The following is a 19,126-nucleotide window of genomic DNA, read 5'->3' on the forward strand; positions in this document are numbered from 1 at the left end:
CCTCCTGCCGCCCGATAACTCCCGACACTGCCATACGTTCCATCCCGCCACCAGAGCAATTATGGCCCGACACCAGCGAGCTCGCCATGCGTGGCACCACGGGCAAAGCCATCAAGGGCGATCTGCATCTGCCTCACCGATTGCGGTCCGCCATGCCCCTCCTCTTCGACCATGCACAGACGGCTTGTCGGCCATGCCTGGTGCAGCCGCCATGCGGTGATGGCTGGACTGCTGATATCCCGGCGCCCCTGTATGAGAACCGCCGGAATATGGGAAATCCTGCTCATATTGTTCAGGATCTCGGCGCCATCGCGCAAAAACCCGTCATTTGCCCAGTAATGCGTAACCAAAGTGGCGAATTCCAGGAGTTGCTCATCGCTGCGCAGTTTCCCGGTCGGCGCGAAGTTGGGATCGAGCGATATATGCACGCTTTCCCATTCGTTCCAGGCACGGGCTGCCAATACGCGGTCGGCATCATCCTTCCCGGCAAGGCGGCGTGCATAGGCTTCGATGAGGCGCTCTTCCCTGCCTTTGCCCGAAGCAGCTTCGAGCCTTTCCCAGGCTTCCGGGAATAATCGCCCCATGTGCCCGGTTATCCAGTCGATCTCGGCCCTGCTGGTGGTGGTTACCGCGAGCAGAACGAGTTCGGAAACGCGTGCTGGATGCGCCTGAGCGTAGGCCAGGGCGAGCGTAGACCCCCAGGAGACGCCGGACACCAGCCAGTGCCGCACGCCGAGCCGCGCTCGAACGTGTTCGATGTCGGAGATCAGGTCAGCTGTGGTGTTTTGCTGGAGGTCGACGCCCGTGCTTGCGGCCGAAGGTCTGCTTCTCCCACAGCCGCGCTGGTCGATACCTATGATGAAATATCGATCCGGATCGAAATGCGACCGGTAGCGGCCTGAACCAAGGCCGCTACCGGGACCGCCATGGAGATAGAGGGCGGGCTTGCCTTGCGGATTGCCGGATGCCTCCCAATAGATCTCATTTCCGGCCGAGCAGGCAATGTGGCCGGAGGCGAAAGGTGAGATTTGCGGGTAGCTCATGGGAACGGTCCAGCGTTGAAAGTTCCGGCTGTCCTAACCGCGGCCTTCGTCAGTTCGATGACATGCGCACCGGTCAAAGGCCGAGTTGCTTCATGATAGCATGGGCGAGCCTGATGCGCTCGTCATTGGGATAGAACTTGTTGGCGAGGATGACGATGCCGAAGCGCTTTTCCGGCACGAAGGCGACATAGGCGCCGAAACCATTGGTCGAGCCGGTCTTGTTGACGAACACGTCCCTGCGCGGCTTCTGCGGCGGCGTGATCGCCTTCACCGGCACCGGATTGCGCGACATGGTGGTCGAATTGCCTTCAAGCAGGGCATCGAGCTTCGCCGGGTAGTCATATTGCTCCCAGACAAGATCCTGCGTCATCGGGCCCGCCTTGAAATAGGCGGCGCGGGTGGCGTCCAGCGCCTGCTGCAGGTCCTTGTCGATCTCGACTTGCCCCATATTCGCATCGGCAAAGCGGAGAAGGTCGGATGCCGTCGTCTTGACGCCATAGGCCTCGTCCGCGAGCATGCCGGTGTCGTCGACGCGAACCGGCTGGTCGTTCTTCCTGTGGCCCTGCGCATAGTCGGCCATCCTTGCCTTGGGAACATTGACGTAGGTGCTTGAGAGGCCAAGCCCGCCAAATACCTGCTTTTCGACCAGGGTCGCAAAATCGCCCTTCATGGCCCTGGCCGCGACGACGCCGAGCATGCCGACGCTCGGATTGGCGTAATTGCGGTGCGAGCCCGGCGCGAAAGTCGGCTCCCACTCGGCAAAATAGCGCATGAGCTGACGCTCGTTCTTCACCTCATCCGGCACCTGGAGCGGGAAACCACCCGGCGTATGGGTGCCGAGGTGGAATATCTCGATGCCGCCGAAGGTGTTGCCGTCCAGTTCGGGCACATATCTGGCGATCCTGTCGGTGAGCTTCAGATCGCCCTTCACTTCGGCATAGGTCGCCAGCGTTGCGGTGAAGGTCTTGCTTATGGAACCGACCTCGAAAATCGTGTTCTCATCGACCGGCTTGCCGCCCTGCTTCGCAGCCACGCCGGACGAAACCAGATAATGCCGGCCATCGAGCGAGATGCCGACCGCCATGCCCGGAATGCCGTATTTCTGCATGACCGGCCCGATTGCTGCATCGACGCTTTGCCTGATCTGCTGCTGCCGATCGTCGGCCCGCGCCGCCATCGGCAGGCACATGGCAAGTAGAAACCCCGCCATAATCGGCCCAGCAATAATTGGGTTCGGTGCTGAAATGCGCATCATCATCTCCTCTTTTCGGCGCCATCGGCAAACATGGATTGGCGCGCCGGCAGATGTCTAAGCGCGTCGCCATGCAAGGGCAAACGACGATATTTCGTGGCTGACATGAATTAAACTGGGCCTTGGCACCTGCCAGCCGTGTCGGCGCCCATCGGGACCGTTGACGATCGAGGCCAGCCTATGGGAAATTGCCTTTCGGCCCCGAGGTTGGAGACGTCTGCCATGCGCGCTTTCTACCGGTTTGCGACCCTGATCCTTGCCAGCCTCCCGGTCCAGGCCGTTGCCGAACCGTTCGTGTCGTGGAATTCCAACGAGGCCGGCTTCTGGCTGGAAGTGGATAATCAGGACGACCGCAACTGGGCCTGCACGGTCGAATACCGCGTCACGGTCTCCGGAAAGGAAGCGCTGCGGGAACATCGGTTTCTGGTCGCCCCAAAGTCCAGGAACATCGTCTTCGTCCCGCCGTTCAGCCCCTTGCCGCGCGGACAATGGTCCTTTGCGCCTGAAGGCAGGGCGAACTGTACCTGACCCAGGCAAAACGGAACCGGCGCCGCATATGCGACGCCGGGACTGTGCCTGTGCCGGTTGGCGCTGCCTATTGCGCCGGTGCGGCGGGCGTTGCCGGCTGGCTCGAACCCGCCGGAGCGGGCGCGGCCGGTGTGGCGCTGTCTGCCGCGTTGGATTCGCTCGCCTTCATCGGATCGGCGACACCTTGGGTGAAGCTGTCCGCGGTCTCGAAGGCTGGCGCTTCCTTCAGCTTCTCCTTGGTGGTGTTGACGACGATCCAGTTGGATTTGTCTTCACGCATGGAGATTTTCAGCTGGTCGGCGGGCAAGGCAACGGCCTTCTCGCCAACGCCGAGGAAGCCGCCCACGCCGATGACCGCGGCCTTCACCGTACCGTCGGCATTGACGATCAGGTCCTTCACCTCGCCGATCGATTCGGCATTCTCACTGTCACCATTATAGACATTCTTGCCCATAAGGCCGGAAGCGAGCAGTTGCCCCTCCTCCACCTTGGTCATGGGCTGGACATCGGCAGCCGTGGCGGCGCCGGCACCGCCCGTGAACAATTCCTTCGTCTCCACCTTTGCCGGTGCCGGGTCAGCGGCTGGCGCGGGTGCCGGCGTGGTCTGTGCCAACGCCGTTCCGGCCATCAATGTCACAGCCGCGGTTGAAGCAATCAATGATTTCAACATCGGATGTCTCCTTGTTTCATGCGCGGGAACAACCATTTGGCGTCCCTTCAGAGGAAACAACCGGCAACCTCGCCTCCAGTTCCAGCCATGCGGGAAAATTGAAGAGCGCGGAAGAAGATGATGCTGCGCGCGGAACCTTGGCGGCCAGGGCGCGTTCCAGCACGTTACAATTTCCCAATAATCGCAGGAGAATTCATTGAATCGCAACGGTCTCTATGTGCTCGTCGGCGCACTGCTCGTCATCGCAATCGGCATGGGTATCTATATTTATCGCGAAGAAACCAAGCCTGCCGGTGTCGAACTGAAGATCGGCGAAGGTGGCGTATCAGTCGAAGAGAACTGATGTTCCGGCTCGGGCGGATGCCGCCCGAGCCGATTTCATTCGATCAGCTATAGGGTGAATAGCACTGCTGGCGCGGGCCATTATAGGGCTGGTACGTGTTGTCGGACGCCCTGTAGGAGCGATATTTGTCGTAGCACCACTGGACATGGGCGCTGCCGCCACCGGAACGGATCACGCGGCGCGGCTGGTTGGCAATGGCCCCGCCAATGATCGCGCCGGCGCCAAATGCGGCCAATGGATACCACCAGCCATCGCTATGGCGGCGATATCCACGCCGATGATGACGATAGCCGCGATGTCCGCGCCAGTGCCCACCGCGCCAACGGCGATGTTCGCGATACTGCACCTGCTCCACATTCTGCTTGAATTCGAAGGGAACCGAGGGTAGCGGCGCAGCCGAGACCGGCACGGCAGCGGCAACGCCCATGGCCAGACTGAGCACACCTGCAAACAGTCCAGAGACAATCTTTCTCATTGAAGCAACCTCCTAAGTTAGATCAGTACGATGGATCATGCACAATGAATGACAGATGAACAATAGATGAATTTTCTTGCGTTCCGGCGCTGTCTTCATCACGGTTTTGTAATGGAACCTTTCTGTATTCTTTTATTCTGACAGATGCCTGCACCGGTTCCCAGTGGCGGCTACACGTTGCTTTAGCGTATCCTGGCAATGGCAGCCGATTTTCGCGGTTTGGCCGTCGCCCGCATGGAACATTCCCGATTGGCGTCCGTTATCACTCCGTCAACGAAGGAGCGAATGGCATGGCAATCTTTTCCAGAAATTCCGATGATTTGCAGGGCGATCTCGAGGCGCAGATCAGAGCGCTGCGCAAGGAGATGTCCAATATATCCGCCAGTCTGTCGGATCTCGGCTCGGAGCATTTCGACGAGGTGAAGCGCGCTGCCAGCCGGCACGCCAGGGTCGCAGCCGATACGGCGCGGGAAAATCCCATTGCGACGCTTGCGCTCGTTGCCGGTGCGGCACTTCTCATTGGCCTGTTTTCCCGTCGCTGATTCCCGCCGCTGATCCCCACCGCCGATAAGGACGCCGACCATGGATGAAATGACTGAAAAGATGGAGAGCGAGGCCGACAAGGCGCGACTTCGGAGCGAAATCGAGCAATTGAAGAAGGATATCGCGGCCGTCAGCAAGACCCTCGCCGACAAGGGCAGCCAGATGTTCGACCGCATGACCGAGCAGGATGAGGCTTCGGCACTGGACGGGCTGAAGCAGCGGGGCTCGCGGGCCGCCAGTGCGATCGGGCATCAGGCCCGGAGGATTGGCGACACGCCGACGCAGAATTCAGTTTCGACGCTGCTGATCATAGCCGGTCTCGGCATCGTCATCGGAATGCTCGCCCGGTAGGCCTGCCGACGATCTCGCTTGCGACTATCGGACCTGATCCAGCAGGCGCTTGCATTCCAGAAGATCGAACAGGGTTTCTTGCAAAAGAGCCCTGTTGTCTTTTGACAGGCGCTTGCTGTCGGCCGCTATCGGACCGTCGTCATCGCCCTTCATCAGCCCGAACAGGCGGCGCTGCGGTGCCGGACGAGGCCCGCCCATGACCGCTGCTTCTTCATCGGCATCAGCACGGTTCTGCTCTTCTTCCTGGCGCGCCGCAGCCTGTTTCTGCTGGGTAATCGCCTCTGCCGCAGCCGTATCGCCACTGCCGAGTGCAATGATGAACTGGGTTCCGTTCTCGCGAAGCAGCCGCTGCACGCCCTTGATCGTATAGCCCTGATCATAGAGCAGATGCCGGATACCCTTCAAAAGGTCGACATCGAGCGGACGGTAGTAGCGACGGCCACCACCGCGCTTCATCGGCTTGATGTGCGTGAAACGGGTTTCCCAAAAACGCAGCACGTGCTGTGGCAGATCGAGATCTTCTGCAACTTCGCTGATGGTTCTAAATGCGTCGGGACTCTTGTCCATGATTTCACCCTTTCAGGAGAAATTCTGATTCGACGTCTATATCAGCGATTTATACCCTATTTTTCAAGCTGAGGGCGAGATTCGCCCACAACTAATCCGGCAAAGGGCTTATCAGGCTGATTTCTTCTTCCGGGCCTGATGCGAACGCAAGATGCGCTGCTTGAGAACATTGGACGCCTTGAACGTCATGACGCGGCGCGGCAGGATAGGCACTTCCTCGCCCGTCTTCGGGTTGCGCCCGATGCGTTCATTCTTGTCCCGGACCTGAAACGTGGCGAATGACGACAGTTTGACTGTCTCGCCTCGGACAATCGCGTCACAAACCTCATCGAGAATGGTTTCGACGAGTGATGCCGACTCCGTGCGTGATAGCCCTACCTTTCGATAGACTGCCTCAGCCAGATCAGCACGCGTAATGGTCTTACCCCCCATACGATCTCAAAGCTCTCGTTTTGTTGCAAAACTATCAGGTGACAGCGGAAGTTATAGGATGAAAACCAATCGGGCAAGCAGCTTCCACAACTGCAATTTCAATCGGTTCCCTACCAACGTAGCAGAACTGCTCCCCACGTAAAGCCCCCGCCCATCGCCTCGAGCAGGACGAGATCGCCCTGCTTGATACGGCCGTCGGCAACCGCCGTGGCCAGTGCGAGGGGCACGGAGGCAGCCGAGGTATTGCCATGCTGATCGACCGTTATCACGACTTTTTCATCGGCCAGGCTGAGCTTCCTGGCCGAGGCGTCGATGATGCGCTTGTTCGCCTGGTGCGGCACGAACCAATCGACGTCGCTCGCGGTGATTCCCGCCTCGGCGAACGAGGCCTCGATCACATCGGTGATCATGCCGACAGCATGTTTGAAGACTTCGCGACCCTCCATCCGCAGATGGCCGACCGTCTGCGTCGTCGATGGTCCGCCATCGACATAGAGCTTTTCCTTGTGGCTGCCATCGGAACGCAGATTTGCCGTGAGTATGCCGCGGTCGGACGTAAGTCCCCGCCCTTCGCCCGCCTCGAGGACGACGGCGCCGGCACCGTCGCCGAACAGGACGCAGGTGGTGCGGTCCTTCCAGTCCAGGATGCGCGAAAACGTCTCCGACCCGATGACGAGCACCCGGCGCGCCATGCCGCCGCGAATGTAGAGATCGGCGGTGGTGATCGCATAGACGAAACCCGAGCAAACCGCCTGCATGTCGAAGGCGAAGCCGTGCTTCATGCCGAGCCGCGCCTGGATATCGACGGCGGTCGCGGGAAACGTGTTGTCCGGGGTCGACGTCGCGAGAATGATGAGGTCGATGTCGTCAGGCGTCAGGCCCGCATTGTCGAGCGCGGCACGGGCGGCGGCTTCGCCGAGCGAGGCGGTGGTCTCGCCCTCGCCCGCTATGTAGCGCTGCTTGATGCCGGTACGCTGCACGATCCATTCGTCGCTCGTCTCCACGATACCTTCGAGGTCGGCATTCTTGACCAGGCGTGCCGGTTTAGCGGCACCAATACCCTTGACGACGGAGCGGATCATTTATTTTTCCTGTTGTTCGGTTTCAACGTCTGCTGCTGGCTCCGGCTCGCCCTTGAAGGCGACGCCGACGGGGCTCTTGTGGAAGTGACCGAGATCCGCGGAGATCTTGTCGAGCAATCTGTTCTTGGCCATGTCGTAGCCCACATCGATGGCAGCCGCGAAACCGAGTGCATCCGTTCCGCCATGGCTCTTGATCACGATTCCGTTCAAACCAAGGAAGACCCCGCCATTCGTCTTGCGGGGGTCCATCTTCTCCCGCAAGCGGTCGAAGGCGCCCTTGGCGAACAGATAGCCTATACGGGCCATCCATGTCCGGTTCATGGCATCACGCAGATATTGCGCAAATTGCTTCGCGGTGCCCTCGGCGGCCTTGAGCGCGATGTTGCCGGCGAAACCCTCGGTCACCACGACGTCGACCGTGCCCTTGCCGATGTCATTGCCTTCGACGAAGCCGTAATATTCGAGGCTCGGCAGCGGGATTTCCTTCAGGATGCGGGCGGCATCCTTCACATCGTCCTGGCCCTTTATCTCTTCCACGCCGACATTCAGCAGTCCGATGGTCGGCCGCTGTATCTCGAACAGCGCCCGCGCCATGGCGGCGCCCATCACCGCATAATCGACAAGCTGCTGCGCGTCGGCGCCGATCGTCGCGCCGATGTCGAGAACGATGCTTTCACCGCGCAGGGTCGGCCAGATCCCGGCGATCGCCGGCCGCTCCACATTCGCCATGGTGCGCAGGCAGAACTTCGACATCGCCATCAGCGCGCCGGTATTGCCGGCGGAGATGCAGGCGTCGGCCTCGTCGGTCTTCACCGCTTCGATGGCGCGCCACATGGAGGACTTCCAGCGGCCATTGCGCAGCGCCTGGCTGGGCTTTTCGTCCATCCGGACGGAAACTTCGCAATGGTGGAACGTGGAGGCCTTGGACAGGGCTTCATGCTTTGCCAGGATAGGCTGGACTTCTTCCTCGCGCCCGAAAATCACGAACCTGATATCGGGATGGCGCTCCAGCGCCATGGCCATGGCCGGGATGACGACCTCAGGACCGAAATCGCCGCCCATGGCATCAATGGAAATTCTGATCACTATCGATTGTCCTGTCCTGTTCCGTTCTTGCAAGGCTTTGATAAGACTCGGCGGAAAATAGTCATTTTGCCCGGGCGTACAACCGGATTCTGCCTGAGAGGGCCCAGCCGGCCCCAAAATCGTGAAACTCCCCCATCGTCTCGCCGCTACTTAGGCGCAAGCCCCGTCCGCGATCAAGTCTTCTGTTTCCAGTCCTTCAAGCCCGCGAAAGGGTTGGGCGCGCGTTCCTCCTCCGCGTCCCCGACGGTCAGGGTGACGGCAGGCGCTTCCTCCACGCCCGGCTTGCGCGGATAGGGATCGATTTCGAGCTCGAAGAATTCCTCGGCAATGGCGCCGATGTCGAGGCTGTCGCCGGAAAACGGCTCGGGCACGTCCGGCCCTTCGGCGTCGATGATCAGTTCGCCCGCATCGTCGGTGGGCAGGCGCGCCAGCCGCGAGTTCTCCGGCACGAACAGGCTGTCGACCTGCGTCTCTAGGCGCGCCTCGACCGGCTCCAGCGTCACGATACATTGCTGGACGATATCGGCGCTGACCGTGCCCTTCACCCGCACGCCTTCCTTCTTCCAGGGCAGGACCTGCAGCTCGGCGACAAAGGACTTCACATCTTCCAGCGCATGGAAATCACGCAGCGCCCGGCGTTCGCGTTCATCCGCCTCGATCTTTACGGTCAGCCCCTTCTGGGCCAGCCTGTTCACCGATACGGGGTAGCTCAGTGCGCCCTCGGCCTCTTGTCTCATGGCGATACTCTCATATAGCGGCAGCGGCCAGGCCGGCGGCGGGGAAAGTCAGTTCCCCCTTGGCCATGGCCTCGTCATCCTGCGTTTCCAGGTGTGACTGGCACTTTAGTACATATTGCGCCAATGCACGACTTCCCGTCCAGTTCTGCTCCTCCGGCCGGACATTGCGCGCAAGGGCGGCCACGAGCGCTTCAAGGTCGTCCGCCGCCAGCGCCTTGTCATAGGCATCGACGCGGCCATAGAACATGCGCGCGAGTTTCTTCATGCGCTTGGGGACGCCCGAATCCCCGATACCGAGTTCCCGCAGCGAATGATCGACATCGCGAAAGAACTCGTCGGTCACGTCCTGCCCGATCGATTTGAGCGCCTCGCCCCTACCTTTGATACGCCTTATGAACAGAAATACATGCAATGAGAGCATTTCGTAGCGCCCAAGCGGTGAATCCGGCACATCGATGTCCGAATATAAGTATGGCTGCCGCGCCGCTGCCACGATCCTGTCGTAGAGCGCGGTCGTTATCGCCTCGTTTGCTTTGGCCCTGCGGCTGAATAAACTGAGTATCATAGAGTCGAGCTTTCCATTGCGCCGCGTGCAACATGAGTCGCTTGTTGCATCGGGCCGCAAGGTGGTTTACCGAAGTTCTGCGGGCAGCGAAAGACTTGCGCCCCAGTTTGAAATGGAGATGTCGTTGCTGCAGCGGATTTTCAAGACCCCTATTCTACGCGGGCATCTGATTGCCGGAGGGCTTGTCATGGCCACCGGGCTTGCCGGCTGCAATACTGCCGGTCTCAACCCATCCGAAACCCTGACCCAGGGTTATGTTCTTGACGAAAAGGCGCTCGAATTCGTTCCGGTCGGCTCGAGCCGCGAGCAGGTGATCCTCTCGCTCGGCAGCCCATCGACGACGGCGACCTTCGACAATGAAGTCTTCTATTACATTTCCCAGACCCGGCACCGCAGCGTCGCTTTCATGCAGCCCAAGGTGACCGACCGCCGCATCCTCGCTGTCTATTTCGACAAGGACGGCAAGGTGGCGAGCATATCCAATTACGGCCTGCAGGACGGCAAGGTGTTCGACTTCATCTCGCGCACGACCCCGACGGGCGGCAAGGACCTCTCCTTCCTCGGCCAGTTGCTGGCCGGCGTCGGCAAGGCGCCGCCTTCGCTTGGAAACAGCGGTCCGCGCTGATCCGCCAACGCAAGAACCAGAACAGGAAAAGCCCGCGAAACACAGGTTTCGCGGGCTTTTTCGTTTGTCGCGGGGCTAGTGCGCCAGGACGGCGAGCAGCAGCAGGGCGACGATATTGGTGATCTTGATGGCCGGATTGACGGCAGGACCCGCCGTATCCTTGTAGGGATCGCCGACCGTATCGCCGGTGACCGACGCCTTGTGGGCTTCGGACCCCTTCAGATGGCGCGTGCCATCCTTGTCGACGAAGCCATCCTCGAAGGACTTCTTCGCATTGTCCCAGGCGCCGCCGCCGGAGGTCATCGATATGGCGACGAAAATGCCATTGATGATGACGCCGAGCAGGGAAGCGCCGAGCGCCGCGAATGCCGAGGCCTTCGAACCGGATATGACCAGCACGCCGAAATAGACGACGAGCGGCGCAAGCACCGGCAGCAGCGAGGGCACCACCATTTCGCGGATGGCCGCCCGCGTCAGTATATCCACCGCGCGCGCATAGTCGGGCCGTTCCGTGCCCTGCATGATGCCGGGCTTTTCGCGGAACTGCCTGCGCACTTCCTCGACCACCGATCCCGCTGCGCGGCCGACGGCTGTCATTGCAATGCCGCCGAACAGATAGGGGATGAGCCCGCCGAAGATCAGACCGGCCACCACATAGGGATTGGACAATTCGAACGAGACTTCGCCGATACCCTTGAAATAGGAGAACAGCGTCGATCCATCCTTGTTGGCTTCCGATATGAAATATTGCAGGTCGTTGGCATAGGCCGCGAACAGCACCAGCGCGCCGAGACCGGCCGAACCGATGGCATAGCCCTTGGTCACGGCTTTCGTCGTATTGCCCACGGCATCGAGCGCATCGGTCGATTTGCGGACTTCAGGATCGAGACCCGACATTTCCGCAATGCCGCCGGCATTGTCCGTGACGGGCCCGAAAGCATCGAGCGCCACGATCATGCCGGCTATGCCGAGCATGGCGGTAACGGCGATGCCGGTGCCGAACAGGCCGGCAAGCTGGTAGGTGGAGATGATGCCGCCGACGATGACCAGGGCCGGAAGCGCGGTCGATTCAAGCGAGACCGCCAGGCCCTGGATGACGTTGGTGCCGTGGCCGGTAACGGAGGCCTGGGCGATCGAATTCACCGGGCGCTTGTTGGTGCCGGTATAATATTCGGTGATGACGACGATCAGGCCGGTGACCACGAGCCCGATCAGCCCGCAGATGAAAAGGTTCGCCCCGGTGATCGACTGGCCGGCGACCGTGCCGATCTCGCCCCAGCCGATGGTGAGCGAGGTCGCCAGACCAAGCCCCGCGATGGAAAGCAGGCCCGTCACGATCAGGCCCTTGTAGAGCGCGCCCATGATCGAGTTGTTGGCGCCGAGCTTGACGAAGAAGGTCCCGGCTATCGAGGTGACGATGCAGGCGCCGCAGATCGCGAGCGGGTAGAGCATGACCGTTGCGAGCACGGGCGTCGCGGCAAAGAAGATCGCACCGAGCACCATGGTGGCGACGATGGTCACCGCATAGGTCTCGAACAGATCGGCCGCCATGCCGGCACAGTCGCCGACATTATCGCCCACATTGTCGGCGATCGTGGCGGGATTGCGGGGATCGTCCTCCGGGATACCCGCTTCCACCTTGCCGACGAGATCGCCGCCGACATCCGCACCCTTGGTGAAGATACCGCCGCCGAGACGGGCGAAGATCGAAATCAGCGAAGCGCCGAAGCCCAGCGATACGAGTGCATCGATCACCGTGCGGTCGGCCGGCTGATAGCCGAGCGGACCGGTGAGCACCCAGTAATAGACGGCAACCCCAAGGAGGGCGAGACCCGCAACCAGCATGCCGGTGATCGCACCGGATTTGAAGGCGATCTCAAGGCCTGCGGCCAGGCTGCGCGATGCAGCCTGCGCCGTGCGGACATTGGCGCGCACGGAAACGTGCATGCCGATGAAGCCGGCGAGGCCCGAAAGAACGGCTCCCACGAGGAAGCCGAAGGCCGCAGTCCCCGTCAATAGCAGCCAGACGGCGATGAATACGACGATGCCGACAATGGCGATCGTGGTGTACTGACGTGTGAGATAAGCTTGTGCGCCTTCGCGGATTGCACCAGCGATTTCTTGCATGCGTGCCGTGCCCTGGTCCGCTGCGAGCACCGATTTGGTGGCCCATACAGCGTAAACGACAGACAGCAGACCGCAGGCAATGACCAGAAACAGTATTGTCATGCCACTCCCTCAGATTTGACCGGAAAACCCCTCCCCGGGTCAGGTTCGGTACGGCACACGGAGCTGCCAGGCCGGCAGAGACGCGACCGCATCCGTTAGGAGTAACCTAGCCTACGGGCACGTCAAGGGCTTTCGCATGGGGGAGCGACGGCCGGGAATGCCGGCCGCAAGGTCGATGGCGGGCCTGTGCCCGCATTTGCGGAAGCGGGATCGTTGCCGGTCAGCGGCGGGGCGTCTTGACGCCCCTGCTTTCGCCGCGGATCTCATAGGCCAGCCGGTCGAGCACGGCATTGACGAGCTTCGGCTCGTCTTCGGTGTAGAAGGCCTTGGCGATATCGACATATTCCGAAACGATGACGGCCGTCGGAACATCCGCCTTGTTCTTCAATTCCCAGATGCCGGCGCGCAATATGGCGCGCAGCGTCGAATCGAGCCGTGACAGCGGCCAGTCTTCCGTCAGCGTCTGGCGGATCATCGGGTCGAGCGTCGTCTGTGCCGCGACGACACCGGAGACGATGCCGCGAAACCATTGCGGGTCGGCGTCGAGATATTGCTTGCCGTCCACCTCTTTGCCGAGGCGGTGGGCCTCATATTCGGCCACCACTTCGAGGACCCCGGTTCCCGCGACATCCATCTGGTAGAGCGCCTGGACGGCGGCGAGACGCGCGACGCCGCGCTTGTTGGCGGGTTTGACGGCGGGATTGTTTGGTTCAGTCGAATTGGGCATCGTCAGGCTCCGAACTTTTCCTTGAGCGCGATCATCGTCAAGGCCGCGCGCGCTGCAAAGCCGCCCTTGTCCTTGTCTTCGCGGCGGGCGCGAACCCAAGCCTGCTCTTCGTTTTCCACGGTCAATATGCCATTGCCGATGGCAATGCTTTCCTCCACCGAAAGGTCCATCAGGGCCCGGCAGGATTCGTTCGAGACGATGTCGAAATGGTAGGTTTCGCCGCGAATGACGGTGCCGAGCGCAACGAAGCCGTCATATTCGGTGCCGCCCTCTTCCGCGCCGTCGAGTGCGAAGGAGATGACCGCCGGAATCTCGAGCGCGCCTGGAACCGTAACCACTTCATAGGTGGCATTGGCTTCTTCCAATGCCAGTTTGGCGCCATTCAGCAGCGCATCGGACAATTCTTCATAGAAGCGCGCTTCCACAATAAGCAGATGTGGCGCCTGCGCCTTTTTCTTGGACATGGACCGCTCCAGGAGAGATAAAACCGGCCCTCGGGCCGTTGGAATGTCGTCCTAGGCCGATTTCGGATATTCTGCAAGTCGTGCAGCGTATCTGGCCATCTGGTCGATCTCGATATTGAGCCTGTCGCCGACCTTGCGCTCGCCCCATGTCGTCACTTCGAGCGAATGGCGGATCAGCAGCACGTCGAATTCGCTGCCATTGACCTGATTGACGGTCAGGGATGTGCCATCGAGGGCGATCGAGCCCTTCGGCGCGATGAACCGTGCGAGATTCTCCGGCGCACGGATGGTGAAGCGAACCGCCTCGCCCTCATCCTCGCGCGCCGTGATTTCGGCCATGGCGTCGACATGGCCCGAGACGAGATGGCCGCCCATCTCGTCGCCGAGCTTCAGCGATCGCTCGAGATTGATGCGGGTGCCGGTCTTCCATCGCGAGATCGTGGTGAGGCGCAGCGCCTCCTCCCAGGCCTCCGCCTCGAACCAGCGCGCATTGGAGCCCTTTTCGGGCAATGTCGTCACCGTCAGGCATACGCCGGAACAGGAGATGGAGGCGCCGATTTCGATTGTCTCGGGATCGTAATTCGTTTCGATACGCAGCAGAACGCCTTCGTTCAGCGGCTTAACCTGGCCGATCCGGCCGATATCCGTCACAATACCCGTAAACATTGGCAGTTTCCCTAAATGCGCTTGATGTATTCGCTGCAGCGGTCCTTGCCGAAGCGATATTCGTTCAGGAGGTCGAAGTCCCGCGCGATATGGGACTGCAGCGCGGGAACTGCAACCCCGTTCGCTTTACCGATGGCATCCGGACCCTCGAACAGCACCAGCCTGTCCACCAGGCCTTCGCCGAGGAAGGAGCCGGCGACCGTCGCGCCGCCTTCGACCATGAGCGTCGCGATGCCCTGCGCCGCCAGATCGTCGAGCAATTCCTGCAGCGCGGTCAGGCCGCAATCGGTCTCCGTCGCCAGGATACGGCAGCCCGCCGCCATGAGTTCCTGGCGCTTCGAGGCATCGGCATCCGCGCTCGCGGCGATCCAGACCGGAACGGTCAGGGCGCTGCGCACCATGCTGCCATGCGCCGGCAGTCGCAGCTGGCTGTCCAGCACGATCCTGATCGGCGAGCGCTGCTCGAGGCCCGGCAGGCGGCAGGTCAATTGCGGATCGTCGTCCAGCGCCGTGCCGATGCCGACGAGGATCGCATCGCTCTGCGCCCGCATGAGATGGACCTGCGCACGGGAGATATCGCCGCTTATGGCCACCTGCCCGGCGCCGGCCCGGCCGATGAAGCCATCGCCGGAAAGCGCAAGCTTCAAAGTGACTTCCGGCCGCTTCCTCGCAGATCGCGTCAGATATCCGGCGAGACAGTCGGCGGCTTGCCGCGCCAGGATCCCGGTCTCCACTTCGAGGCCGCCGTCCCGCAATATCGCATAGCCCTTGCCTGCGACCCGGTCGTCGGGATCATTGGCCGCGGCAACGACACGGGTCACGCCCGCATTGACCAGCGCATTGGCGCAGGGCGGCGTCTTGCCGTGATGGGCGCATGGCTCCAGCGTCACATAGGCCGTCGCGCCGCGCGCCGCCTCGCCCGCCTCGGCAAGGGCAATGGCCTCCGCATGGGGCCGGCCGCCCACGGCGGTCACGCCGCGGCCGACGATCGTTCCATCCTTGACGATGAGCGTCGCCACCGAGGGATTGGTACCGGTGAGGCCGAGATGGCTGCGCGACAGGCGAATGGCGGCGGCCATGTAACGGCGGTCATGCTCCGAAACCGGCATTCGCTATTCGTCCCCGGCGCTGGCCGGCGCACCATCGGCGCCCGTGGTGATCTCGTCGATGACATCGTGGAAATCGCGCGCCTCGCGGAAGTTCCGGTAGACGGAGGCAAAGCGGATATAGGCGATGTCGTCGATGCCCTTCAGCGCCTCCATGACGAGAAGGCCGATCTCATCGGAGGAAACATCCGGCTCCCCCGAGCTTTCGAGCTGCCGGACGATGCCGGAAACCGCGCGCTCGACGCGTTCCTGGTCGACTTCGCGCTTGCGCAAGGCCACTTCGACGGAACGCATCAGCTTGTCGCGGTCGAAAGGCACCTTGCGGCCGCTCTTCTTGACGACGGTGAGGTCGCGCAGCTGCACGCGCTCGAATGTGGTGAAACGGCCGCCGCACACGGTACAGACGCGGCGCCGCCGGATGACGGCCCCGTCTTCGGCGGGGCGGGAGTCTTTTACCTGTGTATCTTCAGACTGGCAGTAAGGGCAGCGCATCGAGGAACTTTCTGCGAATGATTCCGGAAGTGCCGCGAAGATAGTGCCTTTCCCTCAAGGTTTAAAGCGCTCCGATGCCGGCTTTCCCCAGCGCGGCATCGGAGCCCATCCCGTGCTACTGGCCGAGATACGGATAGAGCGGGAAACGCTCGGTCAGCGCCACGACCTTCTGCTGGACCGCCTTTTCGACGGCAGCATTGCCTTCGTCGGAATTCGCCACCTTCAAACCATCGAGAACCTCGGTGATGAGGTTGCCGATCTCGGTGAATTCCGCCGCACCGAAACCGCGCGTCGTGCCGGCCGGCGTGCCGAGACGGACGCCGGAGGTTACGAAGGGCTTTTCCGGATCGAATGGAATGCCGTTCTTGTTGCAGGTGATATTGGCACGGCCGAGCGCCTGTTCGGCGCGCTTGCCCGTCGCATTCTTCGGGCGCAGATCGACGAGCATGAGATGGTTGTCGGTGCCGCCGGATACGATGTCGAGGCCGTTCTTCTTCAGCGATTCGGCCAGGGTCTTGGCGTTGGCGACGACGTTCTCGCCATAGGCCTTGAAGTCGGGCTTCAGCGCCTCGCCGAAAGCCACGGCCTTGGCGGCGATCACGTGCATCAGCGGCCCGCCCTGGAGACCCGGGAACACCGCGGAATTGATCTTCTTGGCGATCTCCGGATCATTGGTCAGGATCATGCCGCCACGCGGGCCGCGCAGCGATTTGTGCGTCGTCGTCGTGGTGACATGGGCATGCGGGATCGGCGAAGGATGAACGCCGGCCGCGACAAGACCGGCGATATGGGCCATGTCTACCATGAGGTAGGCGCCGACCGCATCGGCGATCTTGCGGAAGCGCTCGAAATCCCAGATGCGCGAATAGGCGGTGCCGCCGGCGATGATCAGCTTCGGCTTGAACTCATGCGCCTTCTTCTCGATCTCGTCCATGTCGAGCAGGTGATCGTCCTCGCGCACGCCATAGGAGATGACGTTGAACCATTTGCCGGACATGTTGACCGGCGATCCATGCGTCAGATGACCGCCCGAATTCAGATCGAGGCCCATGAACGTATCGCCCGGCTGCAGCAGGGCCAGGAACACCGCCTGGTTCATCTGGCTGCCGGAATTCGGCTGGACATTGGCGAAATCGCAACTGAACAGCTTCTTGGCGCGCTCGATGGCGAGTTCTTCGGCAATATCGACATATTGGCAGCCGCCATAATAGCGCTTGCCCGGATAGCCTTCCGCATATTTGTTCGTCATGATCGAACCCTGCGCTTCCAGAACAGCGCGCGATACGATGTTCTCCGACGCAATCAGCTCGATTTCATGCCGCTGCCGCCCCAATTCCTTGCGGATGGCGCCAAAAATCTCGGGATCGATGTCTTCGAGCGCTGCGTTGAAAAAACTCTCTGTGTTCGACATGGTGCGGGAACCCTCATTGGCCAGTGTAGTTGCCGCGCATTATCATACTTAAACCGGCAAGGCCAATGGCCGGAGGACGAAAAGCACTAGCCCGAAACCGGCATGACGAAAAAGACCGCCCGGAGGCGGTCTTTCGAAACATTCCTGAGCGGTCGATCAGATATTGGTACCGATGGACAGCGCTGCCTGGCCGTCGCGCTCGTAGATATCGTCGCGCAGGTGCACGACGCCATCGCCGGTCGACCATGCGGTGACATAGACGAAATGCAGCGGCACGGGGTTGTTGACCGCGATCGGCGTATTGGTGCCGGACTTGATCGTCGCTTCCATCGTCTGGCGGTCCCAGCCCGGCGTATCGCGCAGCAGCCAGACATTGAGGTCGCGAACGTTCTGCACGCGCACGCAGCCGGACGAATCGAAGCGCATCAGCTTGTTGAACGTCCCCTGCTGCGGCGTGTCGTGCATGTAGACAGCGTGCGTATTGTGGAAGTTGATCTTGGTCGAGGACATGGCGTTGATCTTGCCCGGGTCCTGGCGGAACATGAGCTTCACCGCCTCGTCCGTCGTCCAGTCGACCGTCTCCGGCGCCACTTCCTCGAGCGTCCCTTCGTGGAAGAGACGGATCTTGTTGCGCGTCAGATAGGTCGGATCCTTGCGCATGAGCGGAATGATGTCCTTCTGGATGATCGACTTCGGCGCCGTCCAGTAGGGATTGAGGATGATCTCGTGAATCTTCGAATCGAGAATGGGCGTCTGGCGGTCGATCTTGCCGACGATCGCGGTATGGCGCTGCACGACGCGGCCGTTCTCGACGGCCTCGATCTGCGCTGCCGGAATGTTCACCATGACATAGCGCGCGCCCTGGTCGCTGGATGCGAGTTCGCGCACGCGCTGCAAATTCGTCTGCAGCTGGTTGAGGCGGACATCGGCCGTGACATTCATCGCGGCCAGCGTGAACTGGCCCATGACGCCATCGGCAGGCAGGCCGTGGCGCGACTGGAACCGCTTGACCGCAGCATCGACATAAGTATCGAAGGACTGCGACGTTCCGGCGCTTTGCGACAGGTCGCCGGCGACGATCAGGCGCTGGCGTAGCGTCGAAACAGAAGGATCGACGACGCCGAGCTTCAATTTGGCCTGGGTCGAGACCATGGGCCAGCCGCCATTCGCCACGATCTGGCTATAGGTGTTGATGGCGCTTTCGATGAAGGAGGCCGTTTCCGGGCTCGCGATCGGCTGGAAGCTCGCGACCTTGCCGCGGTTCGTCGAGCGGGCATCGAACTGGTCGTCCCAATTGCCCCGGCGCGGCGATGCGAGGATATCGCTAAGATCCGATTGTTGCGCAAATGCAGACGACGCGACGGCAGTCAAACCGGCAGTCGCCACGCCCGTCAGAAAAGCACGGCGGTCAAGTGCTGTCGATCCAAACTTCTTCATAATGTTGTCCACCTGCTGGAAGCTCTACGGTAAACCGCCTACCTTAATGCGAAGGCGCGGAATTGGTTTCCAAAAATATCAGGAACATCCTTAACAAACACCAACTTTCACCCTTATCGCGTGAATGTGATGTCAAGGCGCCGGGACAGAAATCAAGCAATCGCGTCCGTTCCTGCGATACAAAGTATCCTCGCAGCCCATTTCATTCCATTATGGCAGATTGATGACTGCCCCCCCCAAGGACGAACCCCAAGGCGCCTCCGGTGGATAGTCGCGGGAAACGATGTCCGTCTCG

At 61.2% G+C, this 19,126-nt stretch carries 24 protein-coding genes; 6 read left to right on the forward strand and 18 right to left on the reverse strand.

Annotated features, from left to right (window positions below; translation table 11 throughout):
* Positions 1-59: 59 nt before the first annotated feature.
* The gene (gene pip, locus M8997_RS20935) at positions 60-1,043 is read right to left on the reverse strand and encodes a prolyl aminopeptidase (protein WP_250018197.1); all 984 of its coding nucleotides are present in this window, start codon (positions 1,041-1,043) and stop codon (positions 60-62) included.
* A 73-nt stretch (positions 1,044-1,116) separates the two neighbouring features.
* Entirely contained in the window at positions 1,117-2,295 is a 1,179-nt protein-coding gene (ampC, locus tag M8997_RS20940) for a class C beta-lactamase (protein WP_252597220.1), read from the reverse strand.
* Between the two features lie 222 nt (positions 2,296-2,517).
* Here ampC and M8997_RS20945 point away from each other — a divergent pair, with 222 nt between their 5' ends.
* Positions 2,518-2,823, forward strand: coding sequence for a hypothetical protein (locus tag M8997_RS20945; RefSeq protein ID WP_250018201.1), 306 nt, complete (start codon positions 2,518-2,520; stop codon positions 2,821-2,823).
* A 67-nt stretch (positions 2,824-2,890) separates the two neighbouring features.
* On the opposite strand, the gene M8997_RS20950 is transcribed toward M8997_RS20945, so the two are convergent.
* Positions 2,891-3,493: a PRC-barrel domain-containing protein gene (locus tag M8997_RS20950; RefSeq protein WP_250018203.1), complete on the reverse strand. Its 603-nt coding sequence runs from the start codon at positions 3,491-3,493 to the stop codon at positions 2,891-2,893.
* Here M8997_RS20950 and M8997_RS20955 point away from each other — a divergent pair.
* Positions 3,481-3,693 (forward strand): hypothetical protein, encoded by a 213-nt coding sequence (locus tag M8997_RS20955; RefSeq protein WP_250018205.1) that lies wholly within the window; start codon positions 3,481-3,483, stop codon positions 3,691-3,693. The genes M8997_RS20950 and M8997_RS20955 overlap by 13 nt on opposite strands.
* Positions 3,690-3,836, forward strand: coding sequence for a hypothetical protein (locus M8997_RS20960; protein WP_250018207.1), 147 nt, complete (start codon positions 3,690-3,692; stop codon positions 3,834-3,836). Before M8997_RS20955 ends, M8997_RS20960 begins: the two co-directional genes overlap by 4 nt.
* Before the next feature lie 43 nt (positions 3,837-3,879).
* Here the strand turns inward: M8997_RS20960 and M8997_RS20965 are convergent, their stop codons facing one another.
* Positions 3,880-4,311, reverse strand: coding sequence for a BA14K family protein (locus tag M8997_RS20965; protein ID WP_250018209.1), 432 nt, complete (start codon positions 4,309-4,311; stop codon positions 3,880-3,882).
* A 290-nt stretch (positions 4,312-4,601) separates the two neighbouring features.
* Here M8997_RS20965 and M8997_RS20970 point away from each other — a divergent pair, with 290 nt between their 5' ends.
* On the forward strand, positions 4,602-4,853 hold the full coding sequence (locus M8997_RS20970) for a hypothetical protein (protein WP_250018211.1): 252 nt from the start codon (positions 4,602-4,604) through the stop codon (positions 4,851-4,853).
* Between the two features lie 40 nt (positions 4,854-4,893).
* Positions 4,894-5,205: a hypothetical protein gene (locus M8997_RS20975; RefSeq protein WP_250018213.1), complete on the forward strand. Its 312-nt coding sequence runs from the start codon at positions 4,894-4,896 to the stop codon at positions 5,203-5,205.
* 24 nt (positions 5,206-5,229) lie between these two features.
* On the opposite strand, the gene M8997_RS20980 is transcribed toward M8997_RS20975, so the two are convergent.
* The 6 genes from M8997_RS20980 to M8997_RS21005 form a co-directional block, all read right to left on the reverse strand.
* On the reverse strand, positions 5,230-5,772 hold the full coding sequence (locus M8997_RS20980; RefSeq protein WP_250018215.1) for a MerR family transcriptional regulator: 543 nt from the start codon (positions 5,770-5,772) through the stop codon (positions 5,230-5,232).
* Between the two features lie 111 nt (positions 5,773-5,883).
* Positions 5,884-6,204, reverse strand: coding sequence for an integration host factor subunit alpha (locus M8997_RS20985; protein WP_091883889.1), 321 nt, complete (start codon positions 6,202-6,204; stop codon positions 5,884-5,886).
* A gap of 110 nt (positions 6,205-6,314) precedes the next feature.
* Positions 6,315-7,286 carry a beta-ketoacyl-ACP synthase III gene (locus M8997_RS20990; protein WP_250018217.1) on the reverse strand — a complete coding sequence of 324 codons (972 nt, stop codon included), beginning with the start codon at positions 7,284-7,286 and terminating at the stop codon, positions 6,315-6,317.
* Positions 7,287-8,372 (reverse strand): phosphate acyltransferase PlsX, encoded by a 1,086-nt coding sequence (gene plsX / locus M8997_RS20995; protein ID WP_250018218.1) that lies wholly within the window; start codon positions 8,370-8,372, stop codon positions 7,287-7,289.
* 173 nt (positions 8,373-8,545) lie between these two features.
* Positions 8,546-9,109: a DUF177 domain-containing protein gene (locus M8997_RS21000; protein ID WP_250018219.1), complete on the reverse strand. Its 564-nt coding sequence runs from the start codon at positions 9,107-9,109 to the stop codon at positions 8,546-8,548.
* A 10-nt stretch (positions 9,110-9,119) separates the two neighbouring features.
* The gene (locus M8997_RS21005) at positions 9,120-9,674 is read right to left on the reverse strand and encodes a ubiquinol-cytochrome C chaperone family protein (RefSeq protein ID WP_250018220.1); all 555 of its coding nucleotides are present in this window, start codon (positions 9,672-9,674) and stop codon (positions 9,120-9,122) included.
* A 124-nt stretch (positions 9,675-9,798) separates the two neighbouring features.
* On the opposite strand from M8997_RS21005, the gene M8997_RS21010 reads away from it, so the two are divergent.
* A complete protein-coding gene (locus tag M8997_RS21010; RefSeq protein ID WP_371929623.1) occupies positions 9,799-10,299 on the forward strand; it encodes an outer membrane protein assembly factor BamE in 501 nt (166 codons plus the stop codon).
* Positions 10,300-10,374: 75 nt separating this feature from the next.
* Here M8997_RS21010 and M8997_RS21015 read toward each other — a convergent pair whose 3' ends face one another.
* The 8 genes from M8997_RS21015 to M8997_RS21050 form a co-directional block, all read right to left on the reverse strand.
* Entirely contained in the window at positions 10,375-12,528 is a 2,154-nt protein-coding gene (locus M8997_RS21015) for a sodium-translocating pyrophosphatase (RefSeq protein ID WP_250018222.1), read from the reverse strand.
* Between the two features lie 220 nt (positions 12,529-12,748).
* Complete coding sequence (gene nusB, locus M8997_RS21020) at positions 12,749-13,255, reverse strand: transcription antitermination factor NusB (RefSeq protein WP_250018223.1); 507 nt, start codon at positions 13,253-13,255, stop codon at positions 12,749-12,751.
* Positions 13,256-13,257: 2 nt separating this feature from the next.
* A complete protein-coding gene (locus tag M8997_RS21025) occupies positions 13,258-13,719 on the reverse strand; it encodes a 6,7-dimethyl-8-ribityllumazine synthase (protein WP_250018224.1) in 462 nt (153 codons plus the stop codon).
* Positions 13,720-13,770: 51 nt separating this feature from the next.
* Complete coding sequence (locus tag M8997_RS21030; protein ID WP_250018225.1) at positions 13,771-14,385, reverse strand: riboflavin synthase; 615 nt, start codon at positions 14,383-14,385, stop codon at positions 13,771-13,773.
* An 11-nt stretch (positions 14,386-14,396) separates the two neighbouring features.
* Positions 14,397-15,494 (reverse strand): bifunctional diaminohydroxyphosphoribosylaminopyrimidine deaminase/5-amino-6-(5-phosphoribosylamino)uracil reductase RibD, encoded by a 1,098-nt coding sequence (ribD, locus tag M8997_RS21035; RefSeq protein ID WP_250018226.1) that lies wholly within the window; start codon positions 15,492-15,494, stop codon positions 14,397-14,399.
* 3 nt (positions 15,495-15,497) lie between these two features.
* On the reverse strand, positions 15,498-15,983 hold the full coding sequence (nrdR, locus tag M8997_RS21040) for a transcriptional regulator NrdR (protein ID WP_250018227.1): 486 nt from the start codon (positions 15,981-15,983) through the stop codon (positions 15,498-15,500).
* A 115-nt stretch (positions 15,984-16,098) separates the two neighbouring features.
* Entirely contained in the window at positions 16,099-17,394 is a 1,296-nt protein-coding gene (gene glyA, locus M8997_RS21045) for a serine hydroxymethyltransferase (RefSeq protein ID WP_250018228.1), read from the reverse strand.
* Positions 17,395-17,550: 156 nt separating this feature from the next.
* Positions 17,551-18,831, reverse strand: a complete 1,281-nt coding sequence (locus tag M8997_RS21050; RefSeq protein WP_250018229.1) for a murein L,D-transpeptidase — start codon at positions 18,829-18,831, stop codon at positions 17,551-17,553.
* Positions 18,832-19,126 lie beyond the last annotated feature (295 nt).

The sequence above is a fragment of the Phyllobacterium sp. 21LDTY02-6 genome (assembly GCF_023554255.2).
Lineage (GTDB): Bacteria > Pseudomonadota > Alphaproteobacteria > Rhizobiales > Rhizobiaceae > Phyllobacterium.